This is a genomic window from Paraburkholderia caffeinilytica, from assembly GCF_003368325.1.
Classification (GTDB): domain Bacteria; phylum Pseudomonadota; class Gammaproteobacteria; order Burkholderiales; family Burkholderiaceae; genus Paraburkholderia; species Paraburkholderia caffeinilytica.
The window spans coordinates 1,862,914-1,885,252 of the sequence record NZ_CP031466.1; the positions used below are offsets into that span (position 1 = coordinate 1,862,914).

At 63.1% G+C, this 22,339-nt stretch carries 17 protein-coding genes; 13 read left to right on the plus strand and 4 right to left on the minus strand.

Annotation, left to right across the window (positions count from 1 at the left end):
* Nucleotides 1-24: 24 nt before the first annotated feature.
* Nucleotides 25-1,614, minus strand: a complete 1,590-nt coding sequence (garD, locus tag DSC91_RS08285; RefSeq protein WP_115777678.1) for a galactarate dehydratase — start codon at nucleotides 1,612-1,614, stop codon at nucleotides 25-27.
* 226 nt (nucleotides 1,615-1,840) lie between these two features.
* On the opposite strand from garD, the gene kdgD reads away from it, so the two are divergent.
* The 3 genes from kdgD to DSC91_RS08300 all read left to right on the plus strand — a co-directional run bounded on the left by kdgD (nucleotide 1,841) and on the right by DSC91_RS08300 (nucleotide 5,281).
* Nucleotides 1,841-2,758: a 5-dehydro-4-deoxyglucarate dehydratase gene (kdgD, locus tag DSC91_RS08290; RefSeq protein WP_115777679.1), complete on the plus strand. Its 918-nt coding sequence runs from the start codon at nucleotides 1,841-1,843 to the stop codon at nucleotides 2,756-2,758.
* Nucleotides 2,759-2,986: 228 nt separating this feature from the next.
* Entirely contained in the window at nucleotides 2,987-4,339 is a 1,353-nt protein-coding gene (locus DSC91_RS08295; protein ID WP_115777680.1) for an MFS transporter, read from the plus strand.
* Nucleotides 4,340-4,537: 198 nt separating this feature from the next.
* Nucleotides 4,538-5,281, plus strand: coding sequence for a FadR/GntR family transcriptional regulator (locus tag DSC91_RS08300; protein ID WP_115777681.1), 744 nt, complete (start codon nucleotides 4,538-4,540; stop codon nucleotides 5,279-5,281).
* 144 nt (nucleotides 5,282-5,425) lie between these two features.
* Here the strand turns inward: DSC91_RS08300 and DSC91_RS08305 are convergent, their stop codons facing one another.
* Nucleotides 5,426-7,009, minus strand: coding sequence for an aldehyde dehydrogenase (NADP(+)) (locus tag DSC91_RS08305; protein ID WP_115777682.1), 1,584 nt, complete (start codon nucleotides 7,007-7,009; stop codon nucleotides 5,426-5,428).
* 226 nt (nucleotides 7,010-7,235) lie between these two features.
* Between DSC91_RS08305 and garL the strand changes: the two genes are divergently transcribed.
* Nucleotides 7,236-8,036, plus strand: a complete 801-nt coding sequence (garL, locus tag DSC91_RS08310; RefSeq protein ID WP_115777683.1) for a 2-dehydro-3-deoxyglucarate aldolase — start codon at nucleotides 7,236-7,238, stop codon at nucleotides 8,034-8,036.
* Between the two features lie 11 nt (nucleotides 8,037-8,047).
* Entirely contained in the window at nucleotides 8,048-8,962 is a 915-nt protein-coding gene (locus DSC91_RS08315; protein WP_115777684.1) for a 2-hydroxy-3-oxopropionate reductase, read from the plus strand.
* 141 nt (nucleotides 8,963-9,103) lie between these two features.
* Here the strand turns inward: DSC91_RS08315 and DSC91_RS08320 are convergent, their stop codons facing one another.
* Entirely contained in the window at nucleotides 9,104-9,925 is an 822-nt protein-coding gene (locus DSC91_RS08320) for an alpha/beta fold hydrolase (RefSeq protein WP_115777685.1), read from the minus strand.
* Between the two features lie 719 nt (nucleotides 9,926-10,644).
* Between DSC91_RS08320 and DSC91_RS08325 the strand changes: the two genes are divergently transcribed.
* From DSC91_RS08325 to DSC91_RS08350, 6 genes are all read left to right on the plus strand, one after another.
* Nucleotides 10,645-10,977: a type II toxin-antitoxin system RelE/ParE family toxin gene (locus DSC91_RS08325; protein ID WP_115777686.1), complete on the plus strand. Its 333-nt coding sequence runs from the start codon at nucleotides 10,645-10,647 to the stop codon at nucleotides 10,975-10,977.
* The gene (locus tag DSC91_RS08330; RefSeq protein ID WP_063498788.1) at nucleotides 10,964-11,251 is read left to right on the plus strand and encodes a helix-turn-helix domain-containing protein; all 288 of its coding nucleotides are present in this window, start codon (nucleotides 10,964-10,966) and stop codon (nucleotides 11,249-11,251) included. Before DSC91_RS08325 ends, DSC91_RS08330 begins: the two co-directional genes overlap by 14 nt.
* Nucleotides 11,252-11,581: 330 nt before the next feature.
* Nucleotides 11,582-12,994 carry a cytochrome ubiquinol oxidase subunit I gene (locus DSC91_RS08335; protein WP_115777687.1) on the plus strand — a complete coding sequence of 471 codons (1,413 nt, stop codon included), beginning with the start codon at nucleotides 11,582-11,584 and terminating at the stop codon, nucleotides 12,992-12,994.
* A 24-nt stretch (nucleotides 12,995-13,018) separates the two neighbouring features.
* On the plus strand, nucleotides 13,019-14,023 hold the full coding sequence (gene cydB, locus DSC91_RS08340) for a cytochrome d ubiquinol oxidase subunit II (protein WP_115777688.1): 1,005 nt from the start codon (nucleotides 13,019-13,021) through the stop codon (nucleotides 14,021-14,023).
* Nucleotides 13,998-14,189 (plus strand): hypothetical protein, encoded by a 192-nt coding sequence (locus DSC91_RS08345; RefSeq protein ID WP_115777689.1) that lies wholly within the window; start codon nucleotides 13,998-14,000, stop codon nucleotides 14,187-14,189. The genes cydB and DSC91_RS08345 overlap by 26 nt, the downstream gene beginning before the upstream one ends.
* Nucleotides 14,190-14,529: 340 nt before the next feature.
* Nucleotides 14,530-15,288: a response regulator transcription factor gene (locus DSC91_RS08350; protein ID WP_115777690.1), complete on the plus strand. Its 759-nt coding sequence runs from the start codon at nucleotides 14,530-14,532 to the stop codon at nucleotides 15,286-15,288.
* A gap of 83 nt (nucleotides 15,289-15,371) precedes the next feature.
* Here DSC91_RS08350 and DSC91_RS08355 read toward each other — a convergent pair whose 3' ends face one another.
* Complete coding sequence (locus DSC91_RS08355; RefSeq protein WP_115777691.1) at nucleotides 15,372-17,219, minus strand: ATP-binding response regulator; 1,848 nt, start codon at nucleotides 17,217-17,219, stop codon at nucleotides 15,372-15,374.
* 514 nt (nucleotides 17,220-17,733) lie between these two features.
* Here DSC91_RS08355 and DSC91_RS08360 point away from each other — a divergent pair.
* Both DSC91_RS08360 and DSC91_RS08365 read left to right on the plus strand, forming a co-directional pair.
* Entirely contained in the window at nucleotides 17,734-18,525 is a 792-nt protein-coding gene (locus DSC91_RS08360) for a hypothetical protein (protein WP_115777692.1), read from the plus strand.
* A gap of 229 nt (nucleotides 18,526-18,754) precedes the next feature.
* Nucleotides 18,755-22,165 carry an alpha/beta fold hydrolase gene (locus tag DSC91_RS08365; protein ID WP_115777693.1) on the plus strand — a complete coding sequence of 1,137 codons (3,411 nt, stop codon included), beginning with the start codon at nucleotides 18,755-18,757 and terminating at the stop codon, nucleotides 22,163-22,165.
* The last annotated feature ends 174 nt before the right edge of the window (nucleotides 22,166-22,339 follow it).

Sequence of the window (22,339 nt, forward strand, 5' to 3'; positions counted from 1 at the left end):
TTGTCGTGATTGCGATCGGTACTATCAGGTCACCGGCGCCGGATTGAACAGCGTCAACGCGTTATGGAGCTTGAGTTTCTCGGCGCAGGTCTCTTTACGTCCGCTGGCGACGTCGAGCATCAGGCGGAACAGTTCCCAACCCACGTCTTCGATCGTCGCGGCGCCGGTTGCAATGGTGCCGGCGTTGATATCCATCAGATCGTGCCAGCGGCGCGCAAGATCGGAGCGCGTCGCGACCTTGATGACAGGCACCTCCGCGAGGCTGTACGGTGTGCCGCGGCCGGTTGTGAATACATGCAGGTTGATGCCCGCCGCGACCTGCAGCGTGCCGCAGATGAAATCGCTCGCCGGGGTGGCCGCGTAAATCAGGCCTTTCTGCCTGACCTTTTCACCGGGCGACAACACGCCGGAAATGGCCGAATTGCCCGACTTGATGATCGAGCCCATCGCCTTTTCAACGATGTTCGACAGGCCGCCTTTCTTGTTGCCGGGCGTGGTGTTGGCACTGCGGTCCGCGCCGCCGCGCTTCAGATAATCGTCGTACCACTGCATCTCGCGGATGATCGCAGCCGCCACGTCCGCATTGGCCGCACGCGCCGTCAGTTGATCGACACCGTCGCGCACTTCGGTGACTTCGGAGAACATCACCGTCGCTCCGGCGCGCACCAGCAAATCGGTCGCGAAACCCACGGCAGGATTCGCGGTCAGCCCGGAAAACGCGTCGCTGCCGCCGCATTGCACGCCGACCACCAGATCGGAGGCCGGGCAGGTCTCGCGGCGGCGATTGTTCAGCCGCTTCAGATGGCCCTCGGCCATTCTCATGATCGACTCGATCATCGACTGGAAGCCAACGTGCGCGTCGTCCTGAAGCACCACCACGCCGCCGTTCAGATCGGCCTCGACGTCGCCGATGTCCGCGACTTCCGCGACATTCGCGGCGGCGGCAATCGGAATCGTGCCCGGCGGCATCAGGCGCTCGGGTTGCAGCTTTTCGCAACCGAGGCTGACCATCATCACCTCGCCGCCAAAGTTCGGATTCAGACTGATGTTGCGCACCGTGCGGATCGGCACCATCGCGTCGGGCGCGTCGATCGCGACGCCGCAGCCATAGGTGTGGCCGAGACTCACTACGTCGTCGACGTTCGGGTAGTGCGGCAGCAGTTCGGCCTTGATGCGCGTGACCGCGTGCTGAACCACGTCGGCGACGCATTGCACCGTGGTCGTGATGGCCAGAATGTTGCGCGAGCCGACCGAGCCGTCGGCATTGCGATAGCCTTCGAACGTGAACCCTTCCAGCGGCGGCATCTCCGGCGCCTTGATGGTGGCGATCGGCAAGTCGTCCAGCCCCGGCGGACTCGGCATGCGGATCACGTGTTCGTTGATCCAGCTGCCCTTCGGCAAGGCTTTGAGCGCGTAACCGATCACCACGTTGTAGCGGATGACCTCGTCGCCTTCCGCGAAATCGGCCAGCGCGACCTTGTGCCCCTGCGGGACACGCTCGCGCAACGCGAGGCCATCGGGAAATACAGCGCCCTCACCCAGACCGCCGTCGTTGACGACGATCGCGACATTGTCATTGGGGTGAACGCGAATGTAGAGCGGGGTTTGTTCCATGACATCGATCCTTGTGGCGATTTCACGCCTGCTGCGCCTCATTCACGCCAATCATTCATACGTCATCCTACAACATGAAAGATTACGCAGACGTTCCGTATTTACCCTATGACGTGCATTATGCCGTGAAAACACCGTTGAGTTAGCCGAATTGTTGTTGTACGATGACGTATAAGAAATCTTCATTTCTACATCCCGACCCCATTCGACGCCCTGGATACTCATCATGACGACACCGCAGGAACTGAAGCAGATCGTTTCGGAAGGCCTCCTGTCCTTCCCCGTTACCGACTTCGACGAACAAGGCGATTTCCGCGCCGATACCTATGCCGAGCGCCTCGAATGGCTGGCGCCTTACGGCGCGTCGGCGCTGTTCGTCGCCGGCGGCACGGGCGAATTCTTCTCGCTCACGCATAACGACTACTCGAACGTCGTGCGCACGGCAACCGAAGTCTGCAAAGGCAAGGTGCCGATTCTCGCCGGCGCCGGTGGCCCGACCCGCGTGGCGATCGCGTATGCCCAGGAAGCCGAGCGTCACGGCGCGAACGGCATTCTGCTGATGCCCCACTACCTGACCGAAGCCTGCCAGGAAGGCATCGCGGCGCACGCGGAAGAAGTCTGCAAGTCCGTGCCGAACATGGGCGTGATCATCTACAACCGCGCGAACTCCAAGCTTAACGCCGACATGCTCGAAGGGCTGGCCGAGCGCTGCCCCAACCTGATCGGTTTCAAGGACGGCGTGGGCGAGATCGAGAACATGGTGTCGATCCGCCGCCGCCTCGGCGACCGCTTCTCGTACCTCGGCGGCCTGCCGACCGCGGAAGTCTATGCCGCCGCCTACAAGGCGCTGGGCGTACCGGTGTACTCGTCGGCCGTGTTCAACTTCATCCCGAAGACGGCGATGGCGTTCTACCGCGCGATTGCCGCGGACGATCACGCAACCGTCGGCAAGCTGATCGACGAATTCTTCCTGCCGTATCTGGCGATCCGCAACCGCCGCGCGGGCTACGCGGTCAGCATCGTGAAGGCGGGCGCAAAGCTGGTCGGCCACAGCGCCGGTCCGGTGCGCGCACCGCTGACCGATCTGACCGAAGAAGAAATGGCAAAACTCGACGCGCTCATCAAGACGCTCGGTCCGCAGTAGCGCTCGCTACGCGAGCGATGCGATAAACGCCCAGAGGCCGTGCGAGCGAGAACCGCATAGACGGTTCCGTCAGGAGCGCCCGGGACGGCAACGTCACCGGGCGCTCTTTGTATCGCGCCGAGGCGCGCCACCAGGCGCGTTCCGCTCGAATCGGTAAGGTGCGCGGCGGCCGTTTGCGCCGCGCCGCCTGGGGGTTCGCTCCCTGCACAACAAATTTCGGAGATGACGATGGAAATGAGCCGCACCGCGAGCCCCGCCCACGTCGCGAAGCGCACCAAGGTCCGCTACGCGATTCTGCTGCTGATCTTTCTGATCACGACATTCAATTACGCGGACCGCGCCACGCTCTCGGTGACCGGCTCCGCGATGCGCGCCGAGTTCGGCTTCGACGCGATCAGGATGGGCTACATCTTCTCCGCGTTCAGCTGGGCCTATGTCCTGTCGCAATTGCCGGCGGGCTGGCTGCTCGACCGCTTCGGCGCGCGGCGCGTCTACGCGGCGAGCATTTTCCTGTGGTCGCTGTTCACGCTGCTGCAAAGCGCGATCGGCCTGCTCGGCAGCGCAGCCGCCGCCGTCACCGCGCTGTTCGTGCTGCGCTTCGCGATGGGCGCCGCGGAATCGCCGGCGTTTCCGGCCAATGCCAAGGTTGTAGCCAGTTGGTTCCCGACCAACGAGCGCGGCACCGCCTCCGCCATTTTCAATTCGGCGCAATACTTCGCGGCCGTTATTTTCACGCCGCTGATGGCGTGGCTGACCCACGCGTTCGGCTGGCACGCGGTCTACCTCGTGATGGGCGGAGCCGGTCTTCTTCTCGCCCTCACCTGGCTGAAAATGATGAAGAACCCCGCCGACCATCCACGCGTCTCGCGCGCCGAGCTCGACTACATCGAACAGGGCGGCGGCGTGGTGAACGGGCACACGAAAGCAGCCCGGGCCGCGGACATCGCCAGGACGGGCGGCTGGTCGCTGGTGCGCCAACTACTGACCAATCGCATGCTGCTGGGCGTCTATCTCGCCCAGTACTGCATCAACGTGCTGACCTACTTCTTCCTGACCTGGTTTCCGATCTACCTCGTGCAGGCGCGCGGCATGACGATTCTGCAAGCGGGTCTGGTGGCGTCCCTGCCCGCGATTTGCGGATTCTCCGGTGGCGTGCTCGGCGGCATTCTGTCCGACGGACTGATCCGCCGCGGGCATTCGCTCACCGTCGCGCGCAAGGTGCCGATTGTCGGCGGCATGCTGCTGTCGGCGTGCATCATTGGCTGCAACTACGTCTCGACGGACTGGATCGTCGTCGCGCTCATGTCGCTCGCCTTCTTCGGCAAGGGTATCGGCGCGCTCGGGTGGGCCGTGGTGGCGGACACGTCGCCGAAGGAAGCGCTCGGTTTGTCGGGCGCCATCTTCAACATGTTCGGCAATGTGGCCGGCATCGTGACGCCCATCGTGATCGGCTACCTCGTCGCGAAGACCGGGTCGTTCAACGGCGCGCTGGTTTTCGTCGGCCTGAATGCCTTGCTGACGGTGTTCAGCTACCTCGTGATCGTGAAAGACATCAAACGGGTCGAGTTGCGCCAAGCCTAGCAGTTGCGCTGTTATCGTACTTCCCTGGGCGCCTGCAAAACAAAGCGGCTTGTCCGCCAGGCGCCTGAAACCGGACATCGACGCCAGGTCCGACACCGATGCCGAAAATGATCCGGCGTTTATATAATCAGTCGTCAGACGACGGTATAATGAATCGCAGGAAGTATCTGCAACTATCTGATTCAAGGGGCGTTTTCGATGGCTACACCACTGGCATCCGCGGCACCGCCACGGCGCGCGCGCAATCTTGCCGAGTTTGTCGTCAGCTACGTCACCGAGCAAATCGCGTCCAACGCCTTGAAGCCCGGCGACAAACTGCCGACCGAATCGCAATTAATGGTTACGCTGAGCGTGAGCCGCACCGTCATCCGCGAAGCGATTTCACGCTTGCAGGCGGGCAAGATCATCGAGACGCGCCACGGCATCGGCAGCTTCGTGCTGGAACCGCAACGCGAAAAGCTGGGCATCGACATGGTGCCTGCCACCACCCTGCGCGACGTGCTGTCGATCCTGGAACTGCGCATCAGCCTCGAAACGGAATGCGCGGGTCTGGCGGCGCAACGGGCCAAACCGGACGACCTCGCGCGCATGCGCGCCGCGCTCGATGCGATCGAAGCCACCCGCCACAATGGGCTGGATAGCGTCGACGCCGACCTGCAATTCCATATCTCCGTGGCGCGCGCCACCGGCAACCGGTATTTCGTCGACATCCTCACGCAAATGGGCAGCGCGCTGATCCCGCGCAACCGGCTCGATTCGGCGGGGATCGCGCGTGCCGAGCCCGACGCCTATCTGTCGCTCGTCAATCTGGAGCACGAAAGCATTCTCGAAGCGATCACACGGCACGACGCCGAAGGCGCACGCGCGGCGATGCGCATGCACTTGTCCAACAGCCGCGAGCGGCTGCGGCGCGCGAACGAAAGCGCGGAAGCCAATAGCTGATTCAGCTGACCCAGCCGATTCCGTGCGCTGAGCAAGCGCTGATTCGTCACGCTGCGCCACGCTGGGCGTAAAAAAAATGGCCGGGATATCCCGGCCATTTTTCCATCCTGCGCGGCGCCCGCCAGCGCGCCGCCCATATATCGCCTAGCTGCGCGTGATCTCGCCATCGCGACGGCGCCACAAGTCCAGCGGATTGCTATCGGCCAGCGCGTCCGGCAGCAAACCAGCCGGGAAATCCTGGTAGCAGACCGGACGCAGGAAGCGCTCGATCGACGTGGTCCCCACGGACGTCGCCCGGCTATCGGAGGTCGCCGGGAACGGGCCGCCGTGCACCATCGCGTGCGACACCTCGACGCCGGTCGGGAAACCGTTGACCAGAATCCGCCCGGCCTTGCGCTCGAGAATCGGCACCAGCTTCTTCGCCGCCGCCAGATCCGCGCTATCCATTTGCACCGTGGCAGTCAATTGACCGGCGAAGTGCTCGGCAACGGCGAGTAATTCCTGCTCGTCCTTGCAACGCACGATGGTCGACGCCGGCCCGAAAACCTCGTCCTCCAGCGCCGGCGTGGACAGGAAAGTCTGCGCATCGGTCACGAACAAGGCCGCGCGAGCCTGCGTCGGGCCCGTCGCGTCGACGCCTTGCGCCACTGTTTCGACACCTCTCGTTGCCGCCAGTTTGCCTTCGCCTTCTTCATAGGCCGCATGAATGCCGGCGGTGAGCATGGTCTGGGCCGGCTTGCCGCTCAACGCCTCGGACGCCGTTGCGACGAAGCTTTTGAGCGCCTCGCTGTCGACAGCGATCGCGAGCCCCGGGTTGGTACAGAACTGCCCCGCGCCGAGCACCAGCGAATCGACGAAGCCACGCGCGATCGTCTCAGCGCGTTGCGACAGCGCGTTCGGCAGGAGGAACACCGGGTTGATGCTGCTCATTTCCGCGTAGACCGGAATCGGCTCGGCCCGGGCGGCCGCCACGCGCATCAACGACGTGCCGCCCGCGCGCGAACCCGTGAAGCCCACCGCCTTGATCGCCGGATGCGCGACCAGCGCTTCACCGACGGAATTGCCGGCGCCGACGATCATCGAGAACACACCTTCGGGCAGATCCATGTCCTGCGCGGCCTGTTGAATCACGCGGCCGACCATCTCCGAGGTGCCCAGGTGCGCGCGGTGCGCCTTCACCACCACCGGGCAGCCCGCCGCAAGCGCCGCAGCGGTATCGCCGCCCGCCACGGAAAACGCGAGCGGAAAGTTGCTGGCGCCGAACACGGCGACCGGTCCCAGCGGAATCTTTTGCATTCGCAGGTCGGAGCGCGGCAGCGGCTTGCGCTCGGGCAGCGGCGAATCGAGCGTGGCGGCAAGCCATTGGCCGGCGCGCACGACTTGCGCGAACAGTTTGAGCTGGCCGGTCGTGCGACCGCGCTCGCCTTCGAGACGCGCCTTCGGCAGGCCCGACTCTCCATGTGCGCGCTGGATTAGCGCGTCGCCGAGCGCCGTGATGCCGTCTGCGATACGCTCGAGAAACTCGGCGCGCACGGTGAGCGGCAAATGCCGGTACGTATCGAACGCTTTCTGGGCGAGTTCGCAGGCGAGCTCGACGTTCGCCACCGAGCCGCTGCCGAACACCGGCTCGGCGATGTCGGACCCCGTAGCGGGATTGAACGCACGCAAGGGTTTTTCCTCGCCGCGCACTGCTTTGCGGCCAATCAGCATTTCGCCGGTAATAGACATTTCGCTTTCCTTGGATGGACGTCTTAGATATAAGTCATCCTACAACATTGAGCGACCTACATGCAACCCAAAACCCCTGCTCCACAAGGAGTTCGGGTTTACCTGGCCGTTACAACCCCTCAGACCGATGCTAACCTGCATCTAGACATACGATGACTTATAACATGCGGTTCAACGAACGTCGGAGCTTGCCGGGTTAATTTTGTGCAGTTCGAGGAGACATCCCATGACAGTCGCCGCGCCTTACCAGCCTTTACCCAATAGCTTTCGCCGCGCCGTCCTCGGCGGCGAAACCCTGATCGGCTGCTGGGCTTCGCTTGCCAGCCCGATTGCCACGGAACTGCTCGGCGTTGTCGGCTTCGACTGGATATTGCTGGATGCCGAACACGCACCGAACGACGTTCTGACGCTGATCCCCCAGCTGATGGCGCTCAAGGACAGCCCGAGCGCGCCGGTGGTGCGTCCGCCGGCCAACGACAGCGTGTTCATCAAGCGGCTCCTCGATAGCGGTTTCTCGAATTTTCTGGTGCCGTTCGTCGACAGCGCCGAAGACGCGGCGCGCGCCGTCGCCGCGACGCGTTATCCGCCTCAGGGTATCCGCGGCGTCTCGGTCAGCCAACGAGGCAATCGCTATGCGACCGTCGCCAATTACTTCGACATCGCCAACGACAACGTCTGCGTCATCGTTCAGATCGAAAGCCGCAAGGCGGTGGACAATATTGACGCGATTCTCGCCGTGGACGGCGTCGATGCCGTTTTCGTCGGCCCGTCCGATCTCGCCGCCGCTTATGGCCACATCGGCAATCCGGGCCACCCCGACGTGCAGCAGGCGATCGCGCGCGTTTTCGAGCGCGCACAGGCCGCCGGCAAGCCGAGCGGCATCCTCGCGCCCGTCCAGGCCGACGCGGAGCGCTATCTCTCGATGGGCTGCCGCGTCATCGCCGTCTGTGCCGATATGGGGCTGCTGAAAGCCGCCGCGCAGACGGTTCAACAACACTTCATGCAGAAACAGGCGGACCGGAAGTAAAGACGGCCGCCATGACATCTCCGGAGATTTCCATGCAAAAAGCAGGCTTTATCGGACTCGGCATCATGGGCAAGCCCATGGCCGCCAACCTTCTCAAGAACGGTGTCGCGCTGGCTGCGTTTACGCGCAGCGGCGTGCCCGACGATCTCGCCCAGGCCGGTGCTGTCGCGTGTGACAGCCCGGCCGCCGTGGCCGCGCATGCCGACGTGATCTTCGTCATGGTGCCGGACACACCGGACGTCGAACGCGTGCTGTTTGGCGAACAGGGCCTCGCCGAGGCCCTGCGCCCAGGGCAGACGGTGGTCGACATGAGCTCGATTTCGCCGATGGCCACCCGCGACTTCGCAGCCCGCGTGCGCGAGCGCGGCGCGGACTATCTCGATGCACCGGTTTCCGGCGGCGAGGTTGGCGCGAAGGCCGGTTCGCTGACCATCATGGTGGGCGGCGAAGCGGCGACCTTCGAGAGCGTCAAGCCGCTCTTCGACATGATGGGCAAGAACGTCACGCTGATCGGCGCTGTCGGCGCGGGCCAGGTGTGCAAGGTGGCTAATCAGGTGATTGTCGCCGCGACGATCGAGGCCGTCGGCGAAGCGTTGCTGCTCGCCTCCAAAGCCGGCGTCGATCCGGCGCGCGTGCGCGAAGCGCTGATGGGCGGGTTTGCGTCCTCGCGCATTCTCGAAGTGCACGGCGAGCGGATGACGAAGCGCACCTTCGAGCCGGGCTTCCGGATCGAGCTCCACCAGAAGGATCTGAATCTCGCGCTGTCGACGGCGCAGGCGCTCGGCGTTTCCTTGCCGAATACAGCCACCTGCCAGCAGCTCTTCAACGCCTGCGTGGCGCATGGCGGCAAGGCATGGGATCACTCCGCCATGGTGCGCGCGCTCGAAATACTCGCCAATCACGAAATCGGCCAGCAGGCCGTCTAAATCCGCGGGTCGATTGGCGGCGCCAACGCGCCGGGCACTCGATACGCACCGCACTGGAACACGCGCGGACCCGCTGCAGATACCGACGCGGCCGGCGCAAGGCAATCGCCCCACGCCGGCCGCACTCGCGAAGTCAGCGCATCAGGAGCCGATGAATTCCAGCAGATCGGCATTCACCTTGTCCGCCTCGACGGTGCACATGCCGTGCTGCCCGCCCGGGTAGACCTTGAGCGTGGCGTTCTTCACGATCTTCGCCGTCTTGCGGCCTGCGGCGTCGATCGGCACGATCTGGTCGTCGTCGCCATGCAGGACCAGCGTCGGCACGTCGATCTTCTTCAGGTCTTCCGTGTAGTCGACTTCGGAGAACTGCTTGATGCAGTCGTACAGGCCCTTGATCGACCCGACCATGCCTTGCGCCCAGAACGAATCGATCACGCCTTGCGATACCTTCGCATGCGGACGGTTGTACCCGTAAAACGGCAGCGCAAGATCCTTGAAGAACTGCGAACGATCCGCCACGACACTCTTGCGGATGCCGTCGAACACGTCGATCGGCGTGCCCTCGGGATTGCCTTCCGTCTTGAGCATCAGCGGCGGCACCGCGCCGATCAGCACGGCCTTCGCGACGCGTTTCGTACCGTGACGGCCGATGTAGTGCGCGACCTCGCCGCCGCCTGTCGAATGGCCGACCAGCGTGGCGTCCCGCAGGTCGAGGTGCTCGATCAGCGCGGCGAGATCGTCGGCATAGGTGTCCATGTCGTTGCCGTCCCACGTCTGCGCCGAACGGCCATGGCTGCGCCGGTCGTGCGCGATCACGCGAAACCCTTTGCTGCCGAGGAACAGCATCTGCGCGTCCCAGGCGTCCGCGGACAACGGCCAGCCGTGCGAGAAGACAACCGGGCGCCCTTTGCCCCAATCCTTGTAGAAGATTTCCGTACCGTCTTTCGTGGTGATCGTGCTCATCTGCTGACTCCTTCTGGATGAAGTCTGCCGTCGCCGGCAGGTGGATGAAGCGTGCCGCTCGAACCGTTTGGGCAGCACGAGCCGCGCCGCCCAACGAAAACCGCTAGCAACGAATGCACGCCAAACGCGATGCGTGTGAGTGGAACATGGGAGGAAAGACGCCCCGTCGGTGCACGATGAGACGCTCGCTCGATCAAGCATGACACGGCTTGCAACGCACTTTGATGACGGACTCGCGACGAACCGGATCGGCTCACGCGGTATTCGAAATAACGATCGGAAATGAACCAGCGGATGACGATGCGGCGCTCATCCGTTCGAGCATGCAGTGACGCTGGAGAAGCCGCCGGTTAGCTGCGTGCATGGTAGAAGCAAACTAGCCTGATGGCTAGCTAACCGGCTAATAGAAAGTCGGCACGAACAGCGTTATTGTCGGTTGATGACGAGTAGAGCTTGATTCGCTACGCCAACTCGGCCAGCCAATGCTAAAGGAGACCTCCGCCGTGCCGCGCCCAATATCGCGTCCCGCACGACTCAACCCAGCCGAACAGCGAGTTGTGCCAACGCCGTCGTAACCGCTCATCGCGGTCCTGCTTTCGCCCTCTTCCCATCGTTCGATCCCCTGCCGGGCAACGCCTCCGCCTTTTGCAGAAAGACAGCAGAACACGGCAAGGCGACTTGCTTGCGTATAAATAACATATTTGTTATCATGGATTTCAATGGCATTTACGATCGACTTCTACAACGAAAAGGTCAAAGTACACGTTGCCTCCTTGCCGAAAACGCTGCTTGCACGCTTCATCGCGCTGGCCGATCGCATGGAGGAATACGGCCCGAATCTCGGCGAACCGCACACTGCATCAATGGGTGGCGGTTTATTCGAGATGCGCCTGAAAGGCGCCGAGGGCATCGCCAGAGTGTTCTACTGCTCCATCGTGGAACGGAAAATCGTCATGCTTCACAGCTTTGTGAAGAAGTCGCAACAAACGCCGCGCAATGAACTGGACGTGGCGCGCAAAAGACTGCTGGAGATCAGAAATGGCAACTTATAAGGCAATGCGCGAACGGGCGCTCGCCGACCCCGAAGTACGCGCCGAATACGAACGGCTGAACCGTGAAGAATTCGCGCTGCTCGACCAGATGCTCGCCGCGCGCCGCGAAGCCGGCTTGACACAGGCGCAAGTCGCCGAGCGCATGGGCACGAAAGCGCCGGCCATCACCCGGCTGGAGCGGGCACTTGCGTCGGGGCAGCACTCGCCTTCCATCGATACCTTACGCAGATACGCGGCGGCGTGTGGCAAGCAGCTGTTTATCTCGATCGCGTAGCCGGCGCGTACAACGAACTGCTCCGGCTTGCGGGCACACCATCGCAAACGCGTGCACGCCGGCTTGCTGCAGCGCGGTCTATTGCCGCAGTTCTGTGGCGATCACGAAGAACACACGCAAACGCGCAATAAGGAAAACTTGATACCTATCAAGGCTTTGCCGTCTCAAAAACGAAAAACCGCGCAAAACAAGGCGGTTTTTTGACGCACGTCGCATTGCAGCAAAAATTTCACTGATCCCCTACTCTTGCGCCATCTGCCCAGCGCAGTGCGCACCGACAACGGTCGACGCGCGTAGTCCGCCCTCACGGGCATCACGACTTTCACGCTCATGAACTCCGCAATTTCGGCCTTCGATCTCGCCCGCATTCAGTTTGCGTTCACCGTCTCGTTTCACATTGTTTTTCCGGCGCTCAGCATCGGCCTCGCCAGCTTCATCGCCGTCCTCGAATGGCGCTGGCTGAAAACCGGCAAGGCGTACTACAAAGATCTTTGCCTGTTCTGGTCGAAGATCTTCGCAGTCGCCTTCGGCATGGGCGTCGTCTCCGGCGTCGTGATGAGCTATCAGTTCGGCACCAACTGGTCCGGCTTCTCCAGTTTCGCCGGGCCTATCACCGGGCCGTTGCTGATGTACGAAGTCATGACCGCGTTCTTTCTCGAAGCGGGCTTTCTCGGCATCATGCTGTTCGGCTGGCAGCGCGTAAGTCCGCGCGCCCACTTCGGCGCGACGCTGATGGTGGCGATCGGCACGCTGATCTCGACCTTCTGGATTCTCGCGTCCAATAGCTGGATGCAAACGCCGCAAGGCTTTGAGGTCGTCGACGGCCATGTCGTGCCGCTCGACTGGTTCAAGATCATTTTCAATCCGTCGTTCCCGTACCGGCTCGCGCATATGGCGCTGGCGGCGTTCATCGTCGCGGGGCTGGTGGTGTCGGCGGTCGGCGCGTGGCATCTGCTGCGCGGCCGGCGCGATCCGGCGGTCAGGAAGATGTTCTCGATGGCGCTGTGGCTGCTGCTGATCCTCACGCCGATCCAGGCGTTCGTCGGCGATCAGCACGGTCTGAATACGCGCAAGTATCAGCCGGCCAAGATCGCCGCGATCGAAGGTCTGTGGGACACCGAGAAAGGTGGCACCGCGCTGAACCTGTTCGGCATTCCGGATATGCAGGCGGAGACCACGCGTTATGCCGTGTCGATTCCCCACCTCGGCAGCCTGATCCTCACGCATAGCTGGGACGGCGAAATTCGCGGCCTGAAGGAATTCCCGCCGCAAGACCGGCCGAACTCGACGGTCGTGTTCTGGAGCTTCCGCATCATGGCGGGCCTCGGCGTGCTGATGATCCTGATGTCGCTGGCCGCATGGGCGCTGCGCCGCCGCGAGCGTCTATTCGAAGCAAAGTGGTTCCAGCGCGTCGCCGTGGCAATGGGCCCGACCGGCTTCATCACGCTGCTGGCGGGTTGGGTCACCACGGAAGCCGGCCGTCAGCCGTGGGTGGTGTACGGCGTGATGCGCACCTCGCAGGCGGTGTCGCCACTTACCACGCAACAGGTCGGCATCTCGCTGATGACCTTCGTGGTCGTCTACTTCCTCGTGTTCGGCACCGGCATCTACTACATGCTCAAGCTGATGCGCGCGGGTCCCGCCCTGCCGGGACAAACACCGCACGGCGTGCCTGAGTACACGCCGAATCAGACCGCGCGCCGCCCGCTGTCCGCCGCCGATCATATGATCGACGCCGCCTGACCTCACCTGCATGCGAGAAAGAAAATGGACGTAACCGTAGCGTGGGCCGCGATCATTGCGCTGGGCCTATTCATGTACGTGGTGCTGGACGGCTTCGATCTGGGCATCGGCATCGTGTTCCCGTTCTTCCCCGATGAGAAAGAACGCGACCTGATGATGAACACCGTTGCGCCCGTGTGGGACGGCAACGAAACCTGGCTGGTGCTCGGCGGCGCCGCGCTGTTCGCGGTGTTTCCGGTGGTCTACTCGAGCGTGCTGTCCGCGCTGTATCTGCCGCTGATCTTCATGCTCGTGTGCCTGATTTTCCGCGGCGTCTCGTTCGAGATTCGCGCCAAGGCCAAACGCACGAAACACTTGTGGGATCTGGCATTCATCGGCGGTTCGGCGGGCGCGGCGTTCTTTCAGGGCATCGTGCTGGGCGCGTTCCTGCAAGGCATCCCGGTGATCGACGGCGGCTATGCGGGCGACGCCTTCGGCTGGCTCACGCCGTTCAGTCTGCTGACGGGTCTCGGTCTGGTGATCACCTACGCATTGCTCGGCTGCTGCTGGCTGGTCGCGAAGACCGAAGGCGATCTGCAACGCCGCCTGCATCGCGTGGTGTGGCCGCTGACGCTCGTGCTGCTCGGCTTCATCGCGATGGTCAGCCTGTGGACGCCGCTGCAGGATCCGAACATCGCGCAACGCTGGTTCCACGACAACCTGTTTTACCGTCTGCTGCCGGTGCCGTTTCTCGTGGCGATCTGCGCGTTCTTCATGCACCGCGCGGTGCGGGCGCGGCATCACAACACGCCGTTCGTGCTGGCGCTTCTGCTGGTGCTGCTTGGGTATGCGGGGCTGCTGGTGAGCCTGTGGCCGTATGCGATTCCGTCGAGCATGACGCTCTGGGAAGCCGCTGCGCCGCGCTCGAGCCAGATGTTCACGCTAGTCGGCGCGGCGGTGATTCTGCCGGTCATCATCGCTTATACGACGATGGGTTATTGGGTATTTCGTGGCAAGGTGCGTCATGGCGACCAACATCACTATCACTAAGGACGCACGCGCCAAGGCCACCCACGGCACGCGTCAAACGCCGGTGCGCAAACTGCCGGGGTGGCTGTGGTTCATCGCGCTCTGGTGCTTCGGCGTGGTCTCGGCAGTCTCGCTCGGTTTCGCGTTCAAGCTTCTGATGAATGCGACGTTATTTGCGGTCAAGTAACCAACTCAGCGTGCGCGACGTCATCCGGTGCGCATAACCTTCGAATCCCTGCGTGGACGGCTTTAAAATTGGGGCATGCGGCTCGTCTACAAAGCAAGCCGGAACCTATGCGCGGGAGACCTGCCTTACACCATAATGCTGGTGCATCGAACCAGCCGGCGATCATACAAATAGATAATCACTCGTGCGGCAAGCCGGAAGGCGCGCCGCGCACCGATCGGCATATGATCGCGGGGTAGCCGGCAATGACGCGACTCGAGAATAGAAGTAAAACGGGAAGTAAAGCCAGAAGTACACCCGCGGTAGTCCATCACGCGCAGACCCGACTCGCGGAGACATCATGAAGTTTCTTGTGGCCGACGACCATGAACTGATCCGGCAAGGCGTCAAAGGGCTGCTGCGCGGCCTCGATCCCGACGCTCAGTTCGACGAAGCCGATACCTGGGAAACCCTCGCCGCCGCCGCGCGGCCCGACGCCGACCACGACCTCGCGATCGTCGATCTGCATATGCCGGGCATGACCGGCGCGTCGTCGCTTGAAGTGCTGTTGAAGGCGAACCCGGCGTTGCCCGTCGTCGTGCTCTCCGCCGAAGAGTCGCCCGACGAAATGCGCGCGGTGCTGGCCGCCGGCGCGCTCGGCTTCGTGCCCAAGCGGCAACCCGCCAGCGTCATGCTCAAGGCAATCGAGCTGGTGTTGTCAGGCGGCGCCTACGTACCGATGGAAGCGCTCAGCCTGCTGGGCTCGCGCGAGACGCAAGCCGCCCCCGCGCACGCCGAAGCGGCCGCCGAGCTTGCCGCTCAGGGCGCCGTCCATTCCTCGACTCAGGGCGGCACCGCGCTGACCGAACCGATCGCGCAAATCCAGGCGTTGCAGCCGCACCAGCAACATTTGCTGGAGAACCTGTCGCCAAGACAGCAGGACATCATGCGGCTGGTGCACCGCGGCTGGACCAACAAGATGATCGCGCGTGAGCTGGGTGTCGCGGAAGGGACGGTCAAGGTGCATCTGTCGGTGATCTTTCGGGCACTCGGCGTGCACAACCGGTCCACGGCGATCGCCGTGATCAACGGCTGGCTCGAAGCCGGGAAAACCCTGTAATCGCGGAGCAGCGCCAAGCTGCGGTCAGGCGTTCGAGCCGACGGCCGTCCATCTGCTTTTTTCGATTCGCCTTGCGATAATCGCTACGCCTTCACTGCCCAACTGTCCGGTTCACGTCCGCCGTCGCCGGTGCGCAGATCCAGCGCTGCCGCCGGCCGTCCCTTATCCAGTTCCGCCTGCTGCCACAGCATTTCCAGGGTGCGCCGCAAACGCGCCGGCGTGACCGGCTTGTGCAGCACCGGGATCCCCTGCAAGGCCAGTGCCGCCAGCTCGGCCGACGCCATATCGCCCGTGATCAGCAAGGTCACCACGCCTTCGTGCCCCGCGCGCGCGAGCACATTGCGCATGGCCGACAGCGCTTGCGCGCCGGTTCGGTGATTGGCCAGCTGGTAGTCGCATAGCACGGCATCCGGCACGAAGCCGTCTTCCAGCGCGGCGAGCGCGTCGACCTCGTCGCGTGCGCCCCGCACGATGCAACCCCAGCGTTCCAGCAGACTGGTGAGGCCTTCGAGAATCGATGGTTCGTCGTCGATGCACAGCACGCGCCGCCCTTGCGCCGACGGCCCGCCCGCCACCGCCTCATTCAGGCTCGCGACAATTCCGCGGGGGTCGCCCACCTGCACCGGAAAGCGAAACACGGAGCCGCGGCCCGGCGCCGAGCGCAGTTGCAACTCGCCGCCGAGCATCTGGACGAGGCGCTTCACCGTCGGCAAGCCCAATCCGTGCCCCTGACGCGCGTCGCGTTGCGGATTGGCAACCTGATAGAACTCCTCGAAGATGCGTTCATGCTCCGCGGCCGGAATGCCGATGCCGGAATCGCGCACCTCGATATAGCCTCCCGAACGACGGCCCGCACGGCGATAACCGACCCAGATTGCGCCCTCCTCGGTATAGCGCACCGCATTCGAGAGCAGGTTGCTCAGCACGCGTTCGAGCAACACCGGATCGTCGTGCAAGACCACTGAGGACGGCGCGATCCGCAGCGCCAGCCCCTTGGCCGCGGCCTGCGGGCGGTACTGGCTACCCACCCGCTCGAACAGTTCCGACAGCCGGAAATGCAGGCGGATCACCTGGGTTACGCCGCTTTCGAGCCTGGCGAGATCGAGCACCTGATTGAACAACTGATTCAGCGCCTCGACGTTATAAACGATGTGCTGGGCCGTCTTCGCATGTTGCACGGCTGTCGCCGCCGTGTCGTTGAGCGAAGCCGCCAGCAGTCCGATCGCGTGCAGCGGTTGGCGCAAATCGTGGCTCGCCGCCGCAAAAAACCGCGTTTTGGCAAGGCTGGCCTCTTCCGCGACACGTTTTTGTGCCGCCAGCGACTCCGCCAGATACTGCTGATCGACGCGCGCCTGCACGACCTGCTGGAACAGCTTGCGATAGCTCAGCGCATAGACGTTGATCGCGCAGAAGAAGAACGCGAGGACGATCGCAAGAATCGTGCGGTCGAACGTATGCGTGCCGAAATGCAGCACGATTGCCGGAAACAGCAGAAACGGAATCGCGGTCGAGAAGTTCAGCAAATCGAAGCCATTGGACATGAACACGCCGGCCGCCAGCGTGACGAGCATCACGGTGTGCAGCAGCGGCAAATCGGTCTGCGGGCTCTGGAACGCGAACCACACCGCAAGCCCCGGCGCGCTGTACAGCAGCACGCCGCGCACCGCATGCAGGTTGATCCAGCCACGCGGCGTCGTGAGGTGCGGGTAGCGGCGATTGCAGATCCACAGCGCCAGTCCACCGCAATTGGCGGCCGCATAAAACCCAAAACACGCGATGAACAGCGGCGGCGACGGCACGTTCGGCCAGTAGATCGCCACCAGCACCGCGATCGAGAACCAGTGCGAAAAGAAGGCGATGGGATCTTGCGCGTATAGCACGCGCACCAGGTCTTCGTCGATTGCACGCTGGATAGGGTCGGCCCGCGTCATGCGGTCTCCTTTGTCGACGGGAGTTAGCGCTTCAGCGCTTACTCCCGTCCCATGCAAAGCTGTCGACGGGAGTTAGCGCTTCAGCGCTTACTCCCGTCCCATGCAAAGCTGTCGACGGGAGTTAGCGCTTCAGCTGTCGACTAGAGTTGGCGCTTCAGCGCTTACTCTAGTCCCATGCAACGCACTTACTCCCGTCCCATGCAAAGCTGTCGACCAGAGTTAGTGCTTTAGCACTTACTCTGGTCCCATGCAAAGCTGTCGACCAGAGTTAGTGCTTCAGCGCTTACTCTGGTCCCATGCAAGATGCTTGCTGTCGGGCACGGCGGATTGTGCTGACCGGATGGTTTACCCGGCAGTTTACCCATCAGCTACCACTTAATCCATATAGGCGAAGCGGCCGCCGGAAACCATACTGACTTCACATTCCGGCGCGGCTCAAAAGTTCCAACACCCCACTCTTTGCCTGCAGTCGAGGCTCCCCGCGCTCATTGCCTAACCCTTTATGGAGGTTTTCATGGGCGCAGTTCCGAGCCACGCGTTCGTCCGCAATCTCGACGATGCGATCCTGCCCGACCTGTGGCGTCGGCGTACCCAGTTGTCCGCCGACGAAATGGTGTCGATGGTCGATCTGGTCAAGCGGGCGCTGCGCACCTACCATCCGCTTGAATTGCAGGCGCTCGGCGAAGACAAGGAAGAACTGGTCGCGCAGTTCATCTACGCGAAAGTCCTGCGCCTCGCGCCCGGCCACACGGAAACGCATGCCTGTGCCGACAGCGCGCCGTCCAACAGTTTCGCACTGTGCGCGTATTTTCGCCGTTACCTGATCGACTGCCTGCGCAGCGCCGGCCATCAACGCAACGTGTCGATGGAAAACGAAGGCATGGCGCAGGAAATCGATCTGCACGCGCAAGCACTGGAAGACCCGGTCGAAAGCGTGTTGCTGCAATACGGCCTCGACGAACAACGCGTGCGGCTCGCGGCGCGCACCTTTATCGACAGCCTCGACGAGCCGGAGCGCATCGTGCTGGCCGGCAGCCTCGGCTGGTGCTCGGAAGGGAAAGGCGGCCTGTCGGCGGTCGCTGCTCAGCATCGCGTGCCCTCGTATCACTATCGCGCCGTCAAACTTGGCGTCACCATGAAAAAGACGGCCGGGGCCGACGAATTTTCCAATACCAAGATCGGCCGCTGGCTGACCGACGTGCTCGGCATCGAGATCGATCTCGACAACCGCGCGGCGATTCTGCTCGCCTTGAACCTGCTCGCCGCCGAATCGAGCGACAGCGAAATGAATGAAGTAGCCGCCTAATAACGCATTGACCAACCCGCGTGGGCCGACGGCGGCTTTTTCCCTTTTCCGGAAATCGGCACACCCCACGCAAGCGCCGCATCCCACGCAAGCGCCACGCGCCACGTACGATGCGCCTTTTTTTGTCATCGCGCACCGCCTACGATAAAAAAGCCGCAGCCGCATACCGTCTTCCTTCCGAAGTCCGGGTTCCCCTACCCGGCATCCCCTTCCTGACGAGGTGGTCCGAATGAACCGCTTATCGAGCGCCCTGACAGCAATGCAGTCGCATTACGACGTGGTGGTGGTGGGTTCGGGATATGGCGGTGCGATTGCCGCAAGCCGTATGGCGCGTGCCGGCAGAAGCGTCTGCGTGCTGGAGCGCGGGCGCGAATTCATGGCCGGCGACTATCCGCGCACGCCGCTCGAAGGCGCCGCGCAGGTGCAGTACAACACCGCGCTTGCACAAATCGGCTCGCCGCTCGCGCTGCTCGAAGTGCACGTGAATGAAGATGTGAATGCCGTGGTGGGTTGCGGACTGGGCGGCACCTCGCTGATCAACGCAAACGTCGCCCTCGAAGCCGAACCGCGCTTATGGGACGACGACCGCTGGCCCGCTGCGTTGCGCGCCGACAAGGCGGGACGCGACAGGGGCTACCAACTTGCTCGCGCCATGCTGCAGCCCTCGGCGGTGTCCGGCGATTTCTTGCAGTTGCCGAAACTGCAGGCGCTCAAGCAATCCGCGCAGGCGCTCGGCATGGAAGATCGCTTTTACCCCCCGCCGGTCACGGTCACGTTCGAGGACCGTGTCAACGCTGCGGGCGTCGAGCAGAAAGCCTGTGTCGGATGCGGCGATTGCAATTCGGGTTGCAACTACGACGCGAAAAATTCGACGCACATGAACTATCTGCCTGATGCGGTCGCGCACGGCGCCCATATTTTCACCGGCGCGGCAGTGCATTCGGTCTTGCGCGACGCCGCCACGCAAAAGTGGATCGTGCGCTTTCAGGAAGTGAAGCTGGGGCGCGAGAGTTATGACGCGCCCGATCTGTTCGTGAGCGCCGACGTTGTCATCGTATCGGCCGGTACGATCGGTTCAAGCGCCCTGCTGCTGCGCTCGCGCAATGAGGGGCTAAGCGTGTCGGACATGCTCGGTCGACACTTCACCGGTAACGGCGACGTGCTGGCCTTCGCGTACAACACCGAGGAGGTGATCAACGGCGTCGGCTGGGGCGCGCACAAGAAAGGCGACATCCCGCCGGTCGGGCCGACCATTACCGGCATCATCGACCATCGCGACACCCCTGACGTGACGGACGGCTTCGTGATCGAAGAAGGCTCGCTCGCCGGGCCGGTCGGCGCCGCACTGGTCGCGCTGCTGGGCGGCGCGGCGCCGTTCGAGGGTGTCGACATTCCCACGCCGCGCGCCGCCGGGGAACCGCTCGGCTACGATGCGCGCGTGATCGAGAGCTTCCTGCGCGGCCCCTATCACGGCGCGCTCAATCACACGCAAACCTACCTGGTGATGGCGCATGACGACGAAAGCGGCCAGATCAGCGTGAACGACAAAGGCAGGCCGCGCATCGCCTGGCCGAACGCCGGCAAGCAGCCGATCTTCCAAACCGTCGAAGAAACGCTCGAGAAGGCGCAAGCGCCGCTCGGCGGCAAATACCTGCGCGATCCGATTTCGACCGCCATGCTCGGCAACCGGGTGGTCACGGTGCATCCGCTCGGCGGCTGCGGAATGGGCGAGGATGCGGCGCGCGGCGTCGTCGACCATCAGGGTCGGGTCTTCAGCGGCACGACCGGAAATGCGGTGCACGAAGGCCTCTACGTCATGGATGGCGCGGTCATGCCGATGTCGCTCGGCGTCAATCCGCTGCTGACGATTTCCGCGCTGGCGGAACGCAATTGCGCGCTGCTCGCCAACGCGCGCGGCTGGAACATCGACTACCTGGCCGAGGGCACGGCCGCTACACCCGCGCCTCAAAAGATCGGCCTGCGCTTCACCGAAACGATGATCGGCACTTATACGCCGGCCGTGGCGGGCCAGGCCGCCACCAGTCCGATCGAATTCACGCTGACAGTGGAATCGGACGATCTGGCCGATATGCTGAGCAATCCGCAGCATCTGGCCCAGACCACGGGCACGCTGACTTGCCCCGCGCTCTCCGCGCAACCGATGACGATCACCGGCGGCACCTTCAACCTGTTCGTGGTCAACGAATCGGACGTGGACGAGCGCAACATGAACTACCGCATGACGCTCAATTCCACCGAGGGCAAGACGTACTATCTGAGCGGACAGAAGATCATCACGCGTACGTCGCCAATCAATCTATGGGACCAGACCAACACGCTCTATGCCGAACTCCGCGAGTCGGCGCAGGCGGATGCGCCGCCAATCGGCAAGGCGACGCTGATCATCACCCCAGAAAATTTCCTCAAGCAGCAACGCACGCTCGAGGTCACCAACACGCCCGACCTGATAACGCGCCTTGAATGGACCCTGAAGTTCGGCAAGTTTTTCGCGGGCGTGCTGTTCACCGAATACGGCGGCGTGGCCGCGCCCCTGCAGTTTTATGATCCGAAGGCGGAGCCGCGCCTGAAACGTGCGCTACGCGCGCCCGCGCCGCAAGTGGTCTTCTTCGATACGCCTGACGGGACCACGTTGCGACTCACGCGCTATGCCGGGCCGCCCGACAAACCGCTGCGTCCCGTGTTGCTGATCCACGGCTCGGGCGTCTCAAGCCGGATCTACTCCACCGATCTGATCGGAACCAACCTGGTGGAATATCTCTGTGCAGCCGGCTACGACGTGTGGCTCGTCGATCTGCGCGTCAGCATCGAAATGCCGAGCGTGCTGGTGCCGACCAACGTCGACAAGGTTGCGCGCGAGGACATTCCGGCGGCGGTCGCCAAAGTGCGGGAGCTGACCAGCATGCCGGACATTCAGGTGCTGGGCCATTGCATGGGCGGGTTGGCGTTGACCATGTCGCTGCTGTACGGCCTCAAGGGCGTGCGCTCGGCCGTCATCTCGCAGGTTTCGGCGCATCCGGTGCCGGGCACGCTGGAAAAGATCAAGTGCGGGTTGCACGTCCCGGACATCATGGAACATCTCGGCGTGCTCGACCTGACCGCTTTTACTGAGCACAGGTCGTGGCCTCATAATCTGCTCGACGAAGCGTTGCGGCTCTACCCGCTCAATCATAAACAGGGCTGCGGCAGCCCGATCTGCCATCGGGCGACCTTCCTTTACGGCCTGCTCTACGAACACGAACAACTGAACGAGACGCTTCATTCGAACCTGCAGGAACTGCTCGGCGTGCACGACGTCTCCGTCTTCAAGCATCTCGCAGCGATGGTGCGGGCGGGCAAGGTCGTCGATGCCGAAGGCCAGGACGTCTATCTGAGCGGCGCGGACGGCATGAAGGGTCTGGAAGGCATGCGCCTGCCGATCGGTTTCATCCACGGCGAGAAAAACGAAACCTATCTGCCGACGAGTACCCTGCGCACCTACGACATGCTGGTCAATCGCTTCCCCGAGCAGCCGTATGAGCGGCATCTGATTCCCGGCTACGGGCACATCGACTGTATCTTCGGCAAGAACGCGGCTGTGGATGTCTACCCGGTGATTGCGCGGTATCTGAATGCGCATTGACGAAGGTTGAGCGCAGCGTTGCGATCGGATCGGTTCAGATCGATTCGATTCAGGTCGGAGCATCCAGCAGCCGCACGCCCGTGTCGTGCGCGGCCCGCTGTTCTTGCGCGGGTCCAGCTATGGTATGTATAAGGAAAGCGAGTCGATGCGCTTGCGGTCGACGCGCCTGGCCTC

Coding starts and splice junctions, on each gene's coding strand:
- garD (WP_115777678.1), bottom strand. CDS start 1,614: ATGGAACAAACCCCGCTCTACATTCGCGTTCACCCCAATGACAATGTC.
- kdgD (WP_115777679.1), top strand. CDS start 1,841: ATGACGACACCGCAGGAACTGAAGCAGATCGTTTCGGAAGGCCTCCTG.
- DSC91_RS08295 (WP_115777680.1), top strand. CDS start 2,987: ATGGAAATGAGCCGCACCGCGAGCCCCGCCCACGTCGCGAAGCGCACC.
- DSC91_RS08300 (WP_115777681.1), top strand. CDS start 4,538: ATGGCTACACCACTGGCATCCGCGGCACCGCCACGGCGCGCGCGCAAT.
- DSC91_RS08305 (WP_115777682.1), bottom strand. CDS start 7,009: ATGTCTATTACCGGCGAAATGCTGATTGGCCGCAAAGCAGTGCGCGGC.
- garL (WP_115777683.1), top strand. CDS start 7,236: ATGACAGTCGCCGCGCCTTACCAGCCTTTACCCAATAGCTTTCGCCGC.
- DSC91_RS08315 (WP_115777684.1), top strand. CDS start 8,048: ATGACATCTCCGGAGATTTCCATGCAAAAAGCAGGCTTTATCGGACTC.
- DSC91_RS08320 (WP_115777685.1), bottom strand. CDS start 9,925: ATGAGCACGATCACCACGAAAGACGGTACGGAAATCTTCTACAAGGAT.
- DSC91_RS08325 (WP_115777686.1), top strand. CDS start 10,645: ATGGCATTTACGATCGACTTCTACAACGAAAAGGTCAAAGTACACGTT.
- DSC91_RS08330 (WP_063498788.1), top strand. CDS start 10,964: ATGGCAACTTATAAGGCAATGCGCGAACGGGCGCTCGCCGACCCCGAA.
- DSC91_RS08335 (WP_115777687.1), top strand. CDS start 11,582: ATGAACTCCGCAATTTCGGCCTTCGATCTCGCCCGCATTCAGTTTGCG.
- cydB (WP_115777688.1), top strand. CDS start 13,019: ATGGACGTAACCGTAGCGTGGGCCGCGATCATTGCGCTGGGCCTATTC.
- DSC91_RS08345 (WP_115777689.1), top strand. CDS start 13,998: ATGGCGACCAACATCACTATCACTAAGGACGCACGCGCCAAGGCCACC.
- DSC91_RS08350 (WP_115777690.1), top strand. CDS start 14,530: ATGAAGTTTCTTGTGGCCGACGACCATGAACTGATCCGGCAAGGCGTC.
- DSC91_RS08355 (WP_115777691.1), bottom strand. CDS start 17,219: ATGACGCGGGCCGACCCTATCCAGCGTGCAATCGACGAAGACCTGGTG.
- DSC91_RS08360 (WP_115777692.1), top strand. CDS start 17,734: ATGGGCGCAGTTCCGAGCCACGCGTTCGTCCGCAATCTCGACGATGCG.
- DSC91_RS08365 (WP_115777693.1), top strand. CDS start 18,755: ATGAACCGCTTATCGAGCGCCCTGACAGCAATGCAGTCGCATTACGAC.